Annotated in this window: 10 protein-coding genes; 7 read left to right on the top strand and 3 right to left on the bottom strand. The window is 59.6% G+C overall.

The features are described from left to right. Positions 1-389 precede the first annotated feature (389 nt). Both dnaN and dnaA read right to left on the bottom strand, forming a co-directional pair. On the bottom strand, positions 390-1508 hold the full coding sequence (gene dnaN, locus P9L99_06135; GenBank protein ID MDP8222920.1) for a DNA polymerase III subunit beta: 1119 nt from the start codon (positions 1506-1508) through the stop codon (positions 390-392). A gap of 235 nt (positions 1509-1743) precedes the next feature. Beyond that, positions 1744-3090 carry a chromosomal replication initiator protein DnaA gene (gene dnaA, locus P9L99_06130; protein ID MDP8222919.1) on the bottom strand — a complete coding sequence of 449 codons (1347 nt, stop codon included), beginning with the start codon at positions 3088-3090 and terminating at the stop codon, positions 1744-1746. 553 nt (positions 3091-3643) lie between these two features. Here dnaA and P9L99_06125 point away from each other — a divergent pair. The 5 genes from P9L99_06125 to P9L99_06105 all read left to right on the top strand — a co-directional run bounded on the left by P9L99_06125 (position 3644) and on the right by P9L99_06105 (position 11616). After that, positions 3644-4357 carry a glycosyltransferase family 2 protein gene (locus P9L99_06125; GenBank protein ID MDP8222918.1) on the top strand — a complete coding sequence of 238 codons (714 nt, stop codon included), beginning with the start codon at positions 3644-3646 and terminating at the stop codon, positions 4355-4357. After that, complete coding sequence (locus P9L99_06120) at positions 4357-6276, top strand: hypothetical protein (protein ID MDP8222917.1); 1920 nt, start codon at positions 4357-4359, stop codon at positions 6274-6276. The genes P9L99_06125 and P9L99_06120 overlap by 1 nt, the downstream gene beginning before the upstream one ends. Before the next feature lie 3 nt (positions 6277-6279). After that, positions 6280-7785, top strand: a complete 1506-nt coding sequence (locus P9L99_06115; GenBank protein MDP8222916.1) for a glycosyltransferase family 39 protein — start codon at positions 6280-6282, stop codon at positions 7783-7785. A 535-nt stretch (positions 7786-8320) separates the two neighbouring features. Further along, positions 8321-9742 carry a radical SAM protein gene (locus tag P9L99_06110; GenBank protein ID MDP8222915.1) on the top strand — a complete coding sequence of 474 codons (1422 nt, stop codon included), beginning with the start codon at positions 8321-8323 and terminating at the stop codon, positions 9740-9742. Beyond that, positions 9739-11616, top strand: coding sequence for a hypothetical protein (locus P9L99_06105; protein MDP8222914.1), 1878 nt, complete (start codon positions 9739-9741; stop codon positions 11614-11616). Before P9L99_06110 ends, P9L99_06105 begins: the two co-directional genes overlap by 4 nt. A gap of 10 nt (positions 11617-11626) precedes the next feature. Here P9L99_06105 and P9L99_06100 read toward each other — a convergent pair whose 3' ends face one another. Then, positions 11627-12706 (bottom strand): radical SAM protein, encoded by a 1080-nt coding sequence (locus P9L99_06100; GenBank protein MDP8222913.1) that lies wholly within the window; start codon positions 12704-12706, stop codon positions 11627-11629. A 203-nt stretch (positions 12707-12909) separates the two neighbouring features. On the opposite strand from P9L99_06100, the gene P9L99_06095 reads away from it, so the two are divergent. Next, a complete protein-coding gene (locus P9L99_06095; protein MDP8222912.1) occupies positions 12910-14220 on the top strand; it encodes a M18 family aminopeptidase in 1311 nt (436 codons plus the stop codon). Positions 14221-14263: 43 nt separating this feature from the next. Continuing rightward, the gene (locus tag P9L99_06090) at positions 14264-15904 is read left to right on the top strand and encodes an alpha/beta hydrolase (protein MDP8222911.1); all 1641 of its coding nucleotides are present in this window, start codon (positions 14264-14266) and stop codon (positions 15902-15904) included. Positions 15905-15950: the final 46 nt, after the last annotated feature.

The following is a 15950-nucleotide window of genomic DNA, read 5'->3' as shown; positions in this document are numbered from 1 at the left end:
CTTTTTCTCGAACGCAAACCGGATTCTTCGCCACCTGCGTCGAGCACTCCTCTGTGCAAATAAACCCTTCAGGACAGAAACCATCGAACTCGCAAACAATCGAACAGTATGTGTCGCCGCCGGGTCCTAAACAAAAACCGGATCCGCATTCTTGCGTATCGTCGGTTTTGCACCAATCTCCCACGCACCGCAATTCGCACGGCGCTCCTACATCTCCGGTCATTCCAACACCCGACGGACGGTCGCTGTCACCCGTGCAGGATAAATTCATTACCAACACGAAAATACACAGGAGCAAGCACAAAATGCCGAAAATGAAAGCCGCCCTTTTAGGAAAGAGCGACGAGTAAAGTCCGTTTCGCGATTTCACGAATGGATCCTTGTTGTGTTCACTCCAACCGCATCGGCATAATCACGGCCAGGAAGCCTGAATCCGCTGGGGTACGAAGTACGCACGGTGACAACGCGTCGCTCAGCTCAAGGAGGATATCCTCGCTGGCCGCCACGCCCAACACGTCTAAGATGTATCTTGCGTTGAAGCCAATTTCCAACTTCGGCCCGTCATACGTCGCGTCCAATTGTTCATGCGCCGTGCCGAGATTGGGGTTGTTACAGCTAATTTCGATCGCCCCTCGTTCGAGCGATACTTTGACGCCTTTATTCAGTTCGGTTGCCATGATCGCTACCCGGCGTGTAGCGCGCGTCAGAGCGTCTTGCGGGCAGGTTACGATCTTGTCGTTGCCTTGCGGTATCACCTGGCGGTAATCCGGATACTCGCCATCGATGAGCCTTACAATCAATTCCACGTCGCTGCGTTTGGCGGTGATCGTGCGTTCCATGAAGCCGATCGTCACATCGCCATCAGCTTCACCAACGAGCTTACGCAGTTCCACGACACCTTTTTTCGGCACGATAATACCGTCCAAATCGACGTCGAAACCTTCGGGGAGTTCTTTGTCGCATAGGCTCAAGCGGTGCCCATCAGTGGCCACCATGCGTAGGACTTTCTTGTCGTCCTCGGTGGCGATAAGCAGGTAGACGCCGTTGAGGTAGTAGCGGGTCTCGTTGGTGCTGATGGCGTATTGCGTTTTGTCGATCATTTCGGCCACGAGGGAGCCGTTCAGCGTGATGGTTTTCTCGGTATCGGTAGCCGGAAGGACCGGGAAATCATCGGCGGCCAAACCGACCAGGCGGGATGAATACGCACCGCTAGTGATCTCGACCCAATCGTTGGACAACACCTTGAAGCCGATTTCATCGGTTTCGAGTTCCTTGCATATTTCGAAAAGCTTCTTCGCGTTGACGGTAATTGAACCATCTTTGTCGACGGCTGCTTCGCAAACGCTCCGAACGCCGACTTCCAGATCCGTGGCCACGATCGTGACGGTGTCGCCTTTGGCTTCCACGAGCACGTTGGAAAGGATCGGGAGGGTCGACTTTTTCTCGATTACGCTTTGCGCCCGTCCGAGGCCGCGGAGAAGTTCTTCTCGAGCTATTGTGAACTGCATGAGGTTCCTTCCTTTTTCTACTTATGAAAAAGAAGAATTAAAACATTAGTAGATGTAGAGCTCCTTAAACCTCGTGGATAAGTGAGTTAACATCTGGTAAATCCACGTGCTTTCATGGTGTATATGCCTGTGGAAAACACGTGAATCATTTGTGCAACTTAAACCATGTTTACCTTGTACACAGTTTATATACATCATTTTCCCGAGGTACGCCACAAGGTTATCCCCTGCCTTTTTATTTGTTTCGCAAGGTCTTTTCAAGGGTTTCCAGCATCGACAAAAGCTCAGGATTCACCTGCGATTGAGTTTCCATTTTACGCACGGCGTGCATTACCGTCGTGTGGTCACGGCCGCCGAATTTGCGGCCGATATCGGGAAACGAATGATTGGTCAATTTCCGTGAAAGATACATGGCGACCTGCCGCGGTTGAGCGACTGCTTTGTGACGGCGCGCACCCAGCATCTCGGATTGCTTGATATTGAAATACTCGCAAACGGTCTTCTGTACTTGCTCGACGGCAATGGGCTTGTCAGGATCTCCGATGATATGGCGCAGAGCGCGTTTGGCTATATCTAACTCGACTTTTCCACCGTGTAACTCGCTGTAGGCGGCAATGCGGCGTAAAGCGCCTTCCAGCTCACGAACGTTATTGGTAATGCGGCTGGCGACGTAGAACGTGACATCCTCGTTGATCTTGATTTTCTCGGCCAGTGCCTTTTTGCGAATGATGGCCATGCGTGTTTCAAGTTCCGGCACCTGAATGTCGGCAATCATGCCCATACCGAAACGGCTGCACAGGCGCTCTTCGAGCATGGGAATGTCGCGCGGGTATTGGTCGGAGGCTAGAACGATCTGTGCGCCGTTTTCATAAAGCGTGTTAAAGGTGTGGAAAAATTCTTCTTGCGTTGCATTCTTCCCGGCGATGGTCTGGATGTCATCGATCAAAAGAGCGTCGAGATTACGGTACTTACGATGGAACGCGCCGGTACGTTTGCCCTGGATCGCGCCGATCAACTCGTTCATGAAGCGCTCGGCTGATACCATCACCAGTCGCGTCTCGGAATCGCGTCGCAGCAGGCGATGACCAACAGCGTTGAGCAAGTGCGTCTTGCCTAAGCCGGTGCCGCCGTAAATGAACAGCGGGTTCATTCCCTGTCCCGGATTTTTGGCGACATTCTTGGCCGCGGCGTAAGCAAATTCGTTGGACGGGCCGACGACGAAGTTTTCAAAGGTGTATTGATCGTTGGGCAGTTTGGCGGTACGCCGGCAACCGTTTTTGGGCGACTCGGCGGTTTTCTTCGCTTGGTCTTTCGGCAGAATGACCTGTGAATCGAAGCTCATTTGTGGATTGGAAACACCCACTTCGATGGTCATGGCGCGGCCGGTGATTTCAGTTAAAACGGCCGTTGCAGGCTTCAAATAGTGCTTGATAAACCAACTGCGGACGACCTTGTTGGGGGCCGATAACCGCAAGAAGCTTTGATTAGCCTGCGCCTGACGTAGCGGTTGAATCCACGCGGTAAAATTTTTCGCATCAATCGTCTTGGAAAGCACATCACAAGTGCGGTTCCACAAATCCATACGAATGTTTCCCCCAACTCCCGAAACCCGAGAGAAGAAAATCTACGCAGAGTGCCTGCTGCGCAAACCAAAAATACAGATACACCCCATACGCGACCTATAGGCTTACCCCTATCACATGAGATAAACCCACCGGCAAGCCCTCATAATCATGTGTAGTTGGCTGTCGGTCAAGCCGAGGAGTGCGTCCCCGGCTTTTGATTACGTAGCAATTCCACCGACTCGTTTCAATCCTTTTTTTTAAAAAAGATGCGAAAAGCGTAGCGCTTGAAATTACCTGGATAAATGCTTCCACACCCTGTGGATAAAAAGGATTATTTTACCTGATAATAACAGAGGGACGCCACGGCGTTTCGGCGCGACACAAAAGCCAGTGGCTCAACAACGGTGAAACTGTTCGCTTATTTTAGAATATCACCCGCCGACACCGAAGAAACTCCACCGATTCACTGGCCGGAAACCGCAAGCGGTGTGAAATGCGCCGTCCCAATTGTTGGAGCGTGCGAAGAAACGTGCTATCTTGAACGAAATCCGAACGTTGCGCGGAGATTCGGTGGACTTATCAATTGTCGTGCCCGCTTACAATGAAAGCGAAAATCTACCTGGCTTGCTCGAGAAGCTGGAGCACTTCGTGCTCATGGCGCCGTGCAAGGTCGAGGTGATTGTCGTCGACGACGGGTCGACCGATCAAAGCGCGGCCCTGCTACGACATGAGAGCGCGCAGCGTCCCTGGCTGACGCCGATGATTCTGGCCGGGAACGGCGGCATGGGCGCCGCACTCAAAGCCGGTACCTCACGAACACATTATCCCCTCGTATCCTGGGTCATGGCCGATCGCAGCGACAACCTCGACGACTTGCTCGAAATGCGCAAACACCTCCAGGACGGAGCCGATCTCGTCGTGGCCAGCCGCGCCGTTTTCGGCGGCAGCTACGGCGAACTGCGTGGCGCCAAAGCGCTGGGCAGCCGCTATTTCTCGGCCTTTTCCAGGTGGTTGTTGCGGCTGCCGATCGACGACAGCACGAACGCGTTTCGCGCATTTCGCCGCAGCATCTTCGTCGAACTGCAACTCCAGCGCCACGACTTCGGCATCTCGCCGGAAATGGTGTTTCGCGCCCAAGCGCTGAAGCTGCACATCGAACAAGTCCCCACGACATACTCCTTTCGCCGCAAGGGACAAAGCCAATTCGCCATCATCCGCATGGGGTTGATCTACCTGCGTTTGACCCTACGCGCCTTTTTGGCCCGGCTCGGCCGGGGGGATTGATGGATCGCGGCGGACCCCGTCAAAGCCGCGAGGAGACCAACCGCGCCACGGCAGCCGGATTGTTGTTGCTTCTCGCGGTCGTACATACCGTATTGGCCCTGGGCGTCTTTCGCCCCTTCGACGCGTTTTTATCGGCGGCGGGATTCGACGCCTTTGACTATTGCGTCCTGGACTACCAGTGCTTTGTGGCCCGGCAAACGCATGCCGCCGCCGGGCGCTTGTGGGGTTACGATCCCTTTTTTCTCGCCGGCCATGTGCAGACCTTTGTGTGGAACAGCAACGTCTTCCTGCAGTGGCTGACGATTTTCTTCTCAAGCCTGCCGGTCGGCATGGTGCTCAAGCTTGCCGTAGTCGGTTCCGCTTTTGTGGTTCCCTGGCTTTGCTACATCGCTTGGCGCGGTTTCGGTTTTTCGCGTCGCGCATCGCTCGTGGGTGCGCTGGCCGGAGTGTTATGGTTTCGCGCGTCGATGGCGTTTGCCTATTGGGCGGTGGGCATGACGACCGGCTTTTTGGTGTTTCCCTTGTCGTTTGCGGCTCTCGGCGTAATGGCCGAGTTGCGACGACCGTCGCGCCGGGCGTGGGCATTGCTGCTGCTGGCGCCGTTGCTGCTTTTCGTGCATAAGACGGCGGCGATTTCCTTTGCCTTTCCGGCTCTGTTTCTCGTGGCATCGCACGGGCGAAAACTGACGCTAAGGATCGGGTTGTTTCTCGGCGGGTGCGCCGCTTTGGCGTTGGCGGCCAACTGGTTCTGGATTTCTCCGATGCTGCAATACATGTCGCACGCGACGTTTGATCCGGCGATCAGCTACTGGTCGAATCAGGATCCGTTGGCGCTCCTCCGTGACCTGACGAATCCTTCGGCGAAAATCGGCGTGCTGCATCGCCAGGAGTGGTGGGGCGATTTGCTGTTTCGCAACCTCGTACTGATCGGTGCCTTGTGGGCGGCCTGGAAATCACGGCATACATGGCCGAGATGGATTGGTTATGCGGCGATGACCGCCGCCATCGGCTTGTTTGCCTACGGTGCGAGCTTCGTGGAAGCGCTGAGGCCGTTTGATCCCAGCCGCTATGTGCCTCTCTTCTTCTTATTTTTGACTCTTCCGGCGACGGCTTGGCTGGTGCGGCGCGTAGGGCCGGGTAGGGCGGCGGCGCTGCTTCTAGCCTTACTTGTCGTGGCGGGCGTGCTGCCCTCATCGAGCCGGCATTTTCTTCAGCAACCGATCGATTCCCGGCCGGCGCCCCAGTTGGAGGCCATGGCCGGCTGGATCGACAGCCTGCCGGGTAAGGGCCGGGTGCACGTGGAGACATTCAGCTCGTTCTACCCCCTCAAGCCGCCGTGGAATGAACAGTTCGCCCGTGTGGCGATCAAGTTGCCGACCCGCACGCGGCGACCGCTGCTCGGCGGGCATTACTCGGGGATCTTTCTCGACTTCAACCACGCGAACTTTTTCAGCGCGGTGTGGCAGGGCAAGGCGGTCGATAAATGGAATGAAGCGGAATTCGCGCAACAAATTCGTCTTTATAATGTGGAATATTTACTGACATGGTCTGCCGAAGCCGCGCGGGCGTTGCGCCGCTTCACGGACACGGTCGAGGCGGTTTCCGCCCCAGAGGGTTTTGCCGGGTGGCGCGTCAAACAACCCGCGGGTTACTTTTTGCGCGGCGCGGGCAAGCTCGAATCGTGGTTCTACGATGAACTCGAGTTCATCGATGTCGCCGGCGAGGACGGCGTGGCCGTGGTGTCGTTTCATTATGTGCCGGATCTGGTTTGCCGGGGAGCCGATGCCGCCCCGGCCTACGCCACCGCAACGGGCGTTACGCTCACCGACCCCGGCGCTCAGCGTGATCCGGTGCCGTTGCTGGCATTGCGAGAAGTGCAATCGCATGTTGTTTGCACCTTCAAGGGAGGGGTGTTCTAGCCGATGCGTCACTTGACGAACCGGCACTGGTTGTTGGTTTTCGCCGTCGCCGTACTCTGGCGTCTGGGCCTTTATATCGCATACACACCGCTGGGGCTGGAACCCGACGGCCTGGGGTTGGGCGTATTGTTTTGGCGGCCGGATCTGCTACACGCCGTCGTGCCCGATTGGTACGAGACGCTCATGCCCAAAGTCGCGGGGTATTGGCCGCCGTTCTACCCGCTGCTCAACTCACTGGTCGGGCGCCTCTTCGACGACCCGTTGTTTGCGGGGCGGGTTGTCAGCGCCCTGTCGGCCGGCGGCCTCGCGGTCGTACTCGGGCTGATCGTCCGCCGGGTGACTCGGGAGCCGGGCGCGGACCTGCTTGCCGCGCTACTGATGGCCACGGCGCCGCTGGCGGTGTTTTGGGATACGCGGGTCCGGCCGGAAACCCTCTATTTGCTGGTCTACAGCGGTTCGTTGGTCTTTGCGATCGATTATCTCGGCGGCGCGCGACGCGCTCGAGAATTGGCCTGGGCGACGGCCCTCGCAGGCATCGCGGCCTGCGTAAAATATGAGGCGGTGGTCCTGCTTCCCGCCCTTGTTTGGTTGTGGGTCGCCCACCTGCGCAAAAAAACGCGGCGCGAATGGTGGCTGGTTTTTCCGGCGTTGATTCCCCTTTTGCTGGCGCTGGCATGGATGGTGACCCACAGCCCGGACCGTGTCGGCGATTATCGGGATTTGTTTTCGGGCATGATGCTACGCCAATTCCCGGTGTGGTTCGGACTGTCGCTGGCGGCGCTGCCTTCGGTATTCATGTGGCCGGTGGCGGCGTTGACCGCATTTGGTTACTACATCCTTTTCCGTGAACGCAGCACGCGACCGCTGGCGTTTCTGTTCTCATATCTTCTGGTTGCGCACCTTGCCACAATCGCCGTGGGGTACAACTGGATCGCCCGCTACCTGGTGACGCTGGCGCCCTTTATCATCGTCCCCGCGGCCCTGGGGTGGGCGGGTTTGCCCCCCGTGCGGTGGCTGCGTTGGGGTATGGCGATCCTCGCGCTGGCGGCGTCGCTTTACGTGGCTCCGCAATGGCTGGGGGCCGAGCGGGATCACTGGGCCGAAACCGTATTGGACGGCCGGGCGGTTGCCGAGATTGTCCCGCCGGCGGCGCGGTGTTGGTCGGACGATCCCTATCTCACGCCCTACTGGGCGGGCCGCGACCTGAAAACGCTGGACGACCTCGACGAGGTTGCAGCGGGGGATTTCGTGCTGTTGAACGATTTTTACGGCGCTTTGCGGCACAAGCGGCTGGTTGAGAAATCGCTATCGCGGTTGCGGCAGCGGGGCAGCGTGAAGATTTTGGCGGACAATACGCAGGTCTACACGCCGCTGGCGGGGGATGTCATCGACCCGCACCACCTAGCGGCGGCACCCGATTTGCGGGCGCTCGGCCCATGGACGTTTTGGCAGCGGCAGGTGCCGATCGGCGTGCGGACCACACTGCTTCAGTTTGAGCCAACCCACTGATTTAAAAAAAGAAAGTCCGGCGCCGTTTTTTGAATGGAATGCGGCACACACGACGCCGGAACGATATGGGGTCCCAGCAGAAGCCGGGCTTGGGGGCTAAATGTCAAAGGCGGACGTTAGTTTCCGATGTCCGCTCATGGGATTCGTGACCGTGCCTGACCATCATCGCGGCTTACCCCGTCACGTTTTTAGGCCGATTAACCTTCCCGCTTTCTCCGCGAATGATCTACCACGGCGAAAAACGGAAATCAAGCAATTTTTCATACATTTACAAAAAAAAGTTAAAGTAGATGGTGAATATAAATAAGTACTCGAAAAACAACGGGAAAAAGATGGTCGACTTTACTAGACACAACAAAGGGTTCAACTTTTCTATTATAAATTAGTCACATAACAGGGGAACTTAAAGTAGAAAACCCGAGAAAGGCGTGGTCGAGGACCACGGGAGTCCATTCCCTACATTTTGCGGTCGCCAAAAAGGACAAGGTGTGCTTTTCTATAGATCGTTTGTCCACCGCTTCAGGAGTCCGCGCGCATGCGTTTGTTGCTGATTGATCCGCCGCCGCCCTTTGACGTGTATCGCGAAGCGGTTGTGGCGGCCCCGGCCTGTCCTTCGTTGACCATGGCAATGCTTGCCGGGGCGGCGCGGGAAGACGGCCACGACGTGCGGATTGCCGACTTGCGCATGGAGGCCGATCCGAGCGGGGAAATGCGGCGCGTAATCAGCCGTTTCCAACCGGACTTCATCGGGTTCTCGGCCTTTACGTTCACCTTCAAGCCGGCTCTGGCATTGGCCCGCGTGGCCCGCGAAACGGCGCCGCACGCCCGGCTGTTACTCGGCGGCGTGCACGCCCAGGTGGATACCGAGGCGGCTTTTCTCGATTCGCCGTTTGATATCGTGGTAATGGGCGAGGGCGAGCAAACGCTGCGGGATCTGCTGGCCGGGCGAAAACCCTCCGATGTGCCGGGTGTGGCGTACCGGCGGGGCAAGAGATTTATTCGCACGAATCCGCGAGAACTCATCGACAACCTGGACGCGCTCAATTTCCCGGCGTATGAGCTGTTCGACCTCGAGCGCTATAACGGGCGGCAGTGGCTTTGGCGCTCGGAACGCATCGCCATGGCCGAAAGCAGCCGCGGTTGCCCCTTTGACTGCTCGTTTTGCAGCAGCCGCCTGGTATTCGGCCGCCGCTGGCGCGCGAAAAGCGCCGAGCGCGTGGTGAGCGAAATCATTCACTTTTTAGACATGGGTTTCCAGGAAATCCACTTCCAGGACGACGGTTTCTCGACTGACTTGGATCGCGCGAAACGCATCTGTGAACTTATCCTCACCAGCGGCCGGCGCTTCCCATGGGAACTCTACAACGGGATTCGCGTCGACCGGGCCGACGAGGAATTCCTGGAACTGGCGGCGCGGGCCGGCTGCTACCGTATCCGCTTCGGCGTTGAGTCGGGCGATCAAGCGGTTTTAGACGCTGTAGGCAAAGGCACGCGGCTCGACCAGGTGCGGCGCGCATTCTCCCTGGCCCGTAAGTACGAAATCGAAACCATTGCCCTGTTTATGTTCGGATTGCCCGGCGAAACCGTGGCGAGCATGGAGGCCACAAACCGCTTGGCGTGCGAGTTGCCTTGCGATTTCGCCCGCGCCTCCATCACCATTCCAACCCCGGGCAGCCGGCTTTACGAACAATGGAACGATGAACACCGTATCGTTTCGGGTAACTGGGACGATTTCCACTTTCATTTCGTCGGGCGCTTGCTCTTTCGGCATCCGACGTTGTCGGAAACGGAAATCGTCTCGGCGTATCGGCGTTTCTACCGGCGATTCTATTTTCGGCCCGCGTATTGGCTCGACAGGCTGCGTATCGGCCTGCGACGCGGCACGTTGTGGCGCGACGTCTCGTACTTCCTTTCCAAATTCGTGCTGGATCCACTGCGCAAAAGGTGGGGGGCATGAAACACTGGGCCGTCCTACTTGCGTGCGTGGCGATTTGTTTCTATTTGCTGCTCGTGACCGCACCCGGCGAGCGTACGGCGCTGGATCCAACCGCGGCCGGGTCCCGTTTGTACGTCGATTTCGCCGTCCAAACCTACGCGGTGCACGCGGCGGCGGGTTTCGTCGCCAATACCGGTCGGGTGTGGGGTTACGATCCGTTTTTGCTCGGCGGCTATCCCGACGCCTTCACATGGCACAGCTATCTGGTTTCGCAAATCTTCGCCGTGTTTTTTCCCGGCTCACCGGATACTGCGCTGCGTTTGAGCATCTTGCTGCTGTGGTTGTTGATTCCGCTGGCGCTGGTCGCGGCGGGCTTCGCGACAGCCGGGCCGGAACGGCCGTGGATCGGCGCGGCGGCGGGAATCCTCGGCGTAACCTTGTTCCAAGGGGCGTTGGGCGCGTTGCTGTTCCACAGCGGCATGACGACCGCGGTCGTCGAAATGCACCTTTCGCTGCTCGGCCTTGCCTTGCTCGCCGGTTACCTGGAACGCGGCGGCGCGCGCCGCCTGATGGCCCTGGGCATGGCGGCGGTCGTGGCGTTGTTGGTGCACAAAATCAGCGTCGTGACGTTTGCGCTGCCGGGCGTCGTGATGGCCGTGGTGTACTTGGGTCGAGCGCCCGCCCGGCGTTATGCCGCGCTGGCGGCGGTGGCTTTCGTGACGCTGGCCGTGAACGCGTTTTGGCTTGTGCCGTTCTTCCGTTTCGTCGGCGAGACGATGTTTCGCGCCGAAACTTCGCATTGGGTCAACGCCGATGTGCTGGCGGTCGTCAAGGATTTCATCGATCCGCACGCGGCGATCGGCGCGGCGCAGCGACCCACCGGTTGGGTAACGCTTGCTTTTCGATGGATTCTATATGGGGCAGGCGTGTACGGCCTTGTCGTGAGTTACCGCACCCGGCCCCGGTTGGCGGCGGCTTGGGGCGCGGCGTGGGCCGTGATTTTCGCGTTGGCGTACTTCGGCTCGTTGGTCCCCGGATTGTTCATTTTCGATCCGTGCGTGTACGTGTTGCTCGCCGAAATCATGGCGGTGGTCGGCGCGGCGTGGGCCGTTGGGCACCTCACGCGGCGCGCCTCGACCACGCGGGTGGTGGCGGTGCTCGTGGTGCTGGCGTTATTCGGTGCGCCGATCGCGTGGCTGCGCAACACAGCGGCGCCGACGATATCCCCCGAGCGCATTCAAGCCGACACCGGCCTATGGCGAAGGCTGGCCGAACGTATTGCCGAGACCGATACGGGCGCGGGCCGCGTGATGTTCGAGACGTGGAATCTTTTCTATGCCGCGCGCGACCCGTTGCCGGATAACACGGCGCTGTACGGCCACCTGATATTGCCGCGGGCGACCGGCAAGCCGTTTTTGTCGGGGCACTATCCGAACTACTTCATCAAATACAACCTCGTGAATTTCACGGCCGGACGCCTGGGCGAACGACCCATCGAGAAAGTCGGCGTGGCGGAATTTCGGCACTATCTCGATGCGTATCAGGTGAGGTTGATCGTCGCCCACTCTCCCCATGCGCTGGCGGCGTGCCGCGGGCGTTTCGCGGAGTTCCTCGCCGAGCAGTGGTCGCAAGACGGCCACGTCGCCTTCGGCTATCACCCGGCCGGTGACTATTTCGTGCGCGGCGAGGGAACCCTCACATGGGATTTCGGCGAGCTGCGGCTTAGCAATCTGAAACCGGACGCCGACGGCAAGGTCGTCGTGAAGTTCCATGCTGTGCCGGGGCTGGCGGCGACCGACGGCTCCGAGGTCGGCGAAGAAAAAGTACTCGGGGCGGTGTGGCCCTTCATTGCACTAACGCCCAAAAGCGACGCAACAACATTGCGCATCCGCTAGATCGAGCGACTTACTTATTCAAGCGACGAGCGCGAACGGCGGGGCAAAAACCGTATAGGCGGCTGACGATCTCGATGGCCGCTTGGTTGCAGCCCGGGCAGGTATCCGCGGCACGCCGCAATTCCTCGGCGCGGGGTGAGCGCCATAGGGTCGGCAGATCGTGCTCCACCAGATTACCCAGCTTCAAGTGGCGCAGGCCGCACAGCACGATATCCCCCTGCGGAAAAACGTAGATCATGCTGCGCATTTCGCGGCAACCAAAGGGCTGTGCCGCCCCACCGGCCAGCAGGCGCGTGAAGATGCGGTCGTTGGCCAGCGCGAGAAAGCGCTTGCCGAAGCCCGTGACGCCTTTCTTGGAGCCGTAAGCCGCGCGCACCAGGGCCTCGCGCACGACTTCCGGGTCTTCGATTTCCAGCACGCGATGTTCGGCGGCTTCAATGTCGACGTCTTCCAGGAAGGGGCTGACCGGGATGCCGGGAATAAGATCGACGCCAAGTTCTTCGCACCGCCGCGCCATCTCCGGCAGGTCCGGCGCGCTGCGGGTCGTCAGGTTGAAATTGACGCCCAGAACGAAGTTCTTTTCGCGACGCAGCCGTGCGCACGACTCCAGCGTGTTCATGACTCGTTCGAAACCGTCATCCTGCCCGACGCGCATATCGGCATGCCGCGCCGCCAGGCCGTCGACTGAAAGCCGAAGGTGCAGCCCTGGCCACGCAATCCCGCGTACAAAGTCGACGATGCGCTCAGTGAGTGTGCCGTTGCTGATGATCTGAAAGATGTAGGGGTCGATTTCTTTCCGAATAGCATGCCCTACCGCGGCGAATTCCTCGTACATGAAAGGCTCGCCGCCGATAACTTTGACGATATCCAGGCAGCGCAGGCGTCGCACGATTTGCAGCATGTCGGCCAGGGGTAGGTCGGGCTGGTCGCCGGCGCGTTTCCACACCGTGCACACGCGGCATCGGAGGTTGCAGCGCCATGTGGGCACCAGGTGCGCGGCGCGGGGCCATGGAGCGCGGCCCACGCATGCGGCTGCGTTGGCGGTCGCTACGTGACGGATCGCGCGGAAGCGGGCGAGGGCGTAACTCATCGGCCAAAGATAACACCGAATGCCGTCCTTCGTCACGGGCGCTGTCTTGCCCGCCGGGCTGCGGTTGGGTAAGGTGGATTCTCATTGGTTTCCGGTCGTAGTTTGAGGGCGGGGTTGGCCTCGACCACGGAGTTGATTTTGTCGGTAGCGGCGCGGGTGTACCGCGAGGACGAGAGCGTCGGCGCCGATACAGGAGATCGCGCATGAAACTCTTTCCCGACGATTTGTTGCATTTTTTGGAAAATTCGCCGACCGCCGTACATACGGCCGCGGAGGCGGCGCATCGCCTGGAGGGCGCGGGCTTCCGAGAATTGCACGAGAAGGACGCGTGGGAGTTGAAGCCCGGCGACGCCTTTTTCGTACGCCGTGGCGGCGGCAGCCTGGCCGCGGGCATCGTCGGGCAAAAAGCGCCGGCCGAGGTGGGGTTGCGGCTGGTAGGCGCGCACACGGATGTTCCCGCATTGCGCGTCAAGCCTCGGGGCGTGTATTCGAAGGAAGGCTACCGCATGCTCGGTGTCGAGGTGTACGGCGAGCCGATCCTGGCGACTTGGTTCGACCGCGACCTGACGTTGGCCGGCGTATTGGTGGCCAGCAAGAATTTCGGCCCACTCCAATACATTCCGGTGTCGCTCAAGCGACCCGTGGCGCGCATCGCCAACTGCGCGATTCATCTCAACCGCAAGGTCAACGAGGAATACAAGGTTAACAAGCAGAAACACCTGCCGGCGATCTACGCCCTGGATCGCAAGCAGGAAATGGACGATCAAAGCCTGCGCTGCCTACTAGCCGAAGCGGCGGGTATTAACGAGGCAGCGGTCCAGGACTACATGGTGGATTTGGTCGACACGCAACCGCCGACTCTGGGCGGCCTCGAGGACGACTTCCTCTTTGCGCGCGGGATCGACAATCTGGTTTCTTGCCACGCGGCAATATGGGCGTTGATCGAAACCAAAGACGATGAAACGCCAACCACGCGGATCGCCGTCTTGTTCGATAACGAAGAGGTCGGCTCCAACACGTTTCGCGGCGCCGGCTCCACGTTGATGGATGCCGTCATCGAACGCCTGTGTCTCGGGTACGATGGCGGTCGTGAAGGCATGCTGCGCACCGTGGCGCGGTCGGTGCTGGTCTCGGTCGACGGCGCGCACGCGGTTCATCCCAACTACGCGGGCCAGCATGACGCCAACTTCAAACCGCAACTGGGCGGCGGCCCCACGATCAAAGTCAACGCCAATGAACGCTATGCGACCACCGCGGCCACTCGCACCTACCTGACGATGGTGGCCGAGGGCGCCGACATTCCGCTGCAGCAGTATGTGCATCGCAGCGATCTGCCCTGCGGCAGCACCATCGGGCCGATCAGCGCGACCCGGCTGGGGGTCGCGACGGTGGATGTGGGCGTGCCGATGCTGTCGATGCACTCGATCCGCGAGACGACGACCGTGGCCGACTGCCAATACCTGGCCGAAATGCTCGGCGCGCACTTCACGGCGGGCATCGATCCGGTGTTCTAAGTTCGCTCTGGACGACGGGCGCGTCACGAAGCAAAATGTTCGTATGAAGCGGATGGATTCCGTTATTTTATTGGTACTGTTTTTGTTTTTGTTTGGCTGTGCGGCCGCAACCGATTCCAGCGACGAAGGCGACGACCTTCCCATGCCCGGCTCCGTGACCGGCCCCCCCTCCAGCAGCGACGATGACAACGACGACGATGACGACTCCGCCATGTCCGACGATGACGACGACAACGACACCAGCGGCGGGCCCGATGTGCCGACCATCATTTGGCGCGACTGCGTTCTGTTTTTCCCGGCGCCTTGGCATCACTTGATCCCCAACGATTTAGCCTGCGGCACCGTCGAAGCGCCGGTGGATTGGGAAGAAAGCGAAGATACCGAACGCCTGGAAGTACGGTTTGCCGTGGCCCCGGCGACGGGGGACTCGCCGCGCGGCGTGTTGGCCGTCAATCTCGGCGGTCCCGACGCGAATCTGCGCAACGCGTTGCTCTTCTCGCTGCGCCCTGACGGCCTGGTGCCGGCGGGGTTGACGGCCGACTACCACATCCTTTTTGTCGAAACACGCGGCAGTTTCATGTCGTCGACACCGCTGGTGTGCCCGGAAACATTGGACGGGCGCTACTTTGCCGACCTCGAGCGCTACCGCAGCTACGTCCAGCAGTGCTTGAACGCGCAACAGAGCGGCGTGTCCCCGGCCTTGATGAGCACGGTCGATGCGGCTCGTGATTTGAATTTCGTGCGACGTGCCCTAGGTGTGGAGAAGATGCGGCTGTTCGGCAACAGTTACGGATCGCGGCTCATGCTGGAGTACCTGCGGCTTTTTCCGGAAAGCGTGTCGGCCTACGTACTGGATTCCACACTGCCGCCGCAAAGCACCGGCCGGCATTTTCTCGACGAAAACCTCGATCAACTCGCCGCGGCGTGCGATGCCTCGGACCGTTGCCCCTTTGCCGACGGGCAAGCGTTGATCGAAGAGACAGAATGGCTGCTCAATGAGGCCGGCGGCGACGAGGATTTCGGTTGGGCGTTGACCCAGGATCTGTTCCATTTGGGTGATCGCCCGGCGGTGCTGGCGGCGTGGGTCGGGTCACTGGCTGGAGCGTTGGCGGGTGACTGGTCGCTGGTGCGCCAATGGCACGACGCCGCGAAGGGATTGCGGGCCGAGCCGTCGGAACTGGATACCGACGAAGACCGTTTTTATTGGGATCCCTATGCCGACAACGTGATGTGTATCGATTTTCCGGGTTGGAACGACTTCGCCGGGCGCGAATTCGTGCTTCGGCGGCTGCATCCGCCCTATGTCTCGACCGAACAGATCGAGGCCATGACACACATCGCTTGCCAAGAGCTGGCCGCGAGCTATACGCGGGAGCCGACCGTCGACCGCACGCCCGTGACCGCGACGATGCCCGGTTTGCTGATCGCTCCCCGCTTCGATCAAGCGACGCCCTCAGGAAACGCTTTTAAGGCCGTCGCGGAAGGGCTCGTAGGTGCGGCGGTGGTGCCGGTCAATGCCGACCACGCGCTGTTGATCGATTTGGGCGCCGATTGGCTGGGCTTGCCCGATGAAGACCAGCGCTGCCTGCGCGAATTAGTCGCGGACTGGCTGAGCGACCCGTTCGACCCATTCGACCGCGCTTGCGTGCGTCGCCTGGCCGCGCCGGTGGAGGTTGACCTATAGTTAAGGTTCTGCGAATTTAACAGTGTTTGCGGGGCCCCATGGTCCT

It is taken from the genome of Candidatus Lernaella stagnicola (assembly GCA_030765525.1).
Taxonomy (GTDB): domain Bacteria; phylum Lernaellota; class Lernaellaia; order Lernaellales; family Lernaellaceae; genus Lernaella; species Lernaella stagnicola.
Note: the sequence above shows the minus strand (reverse complement) of the source record. Positions and strands in the feature narration are given on the sequence as shown.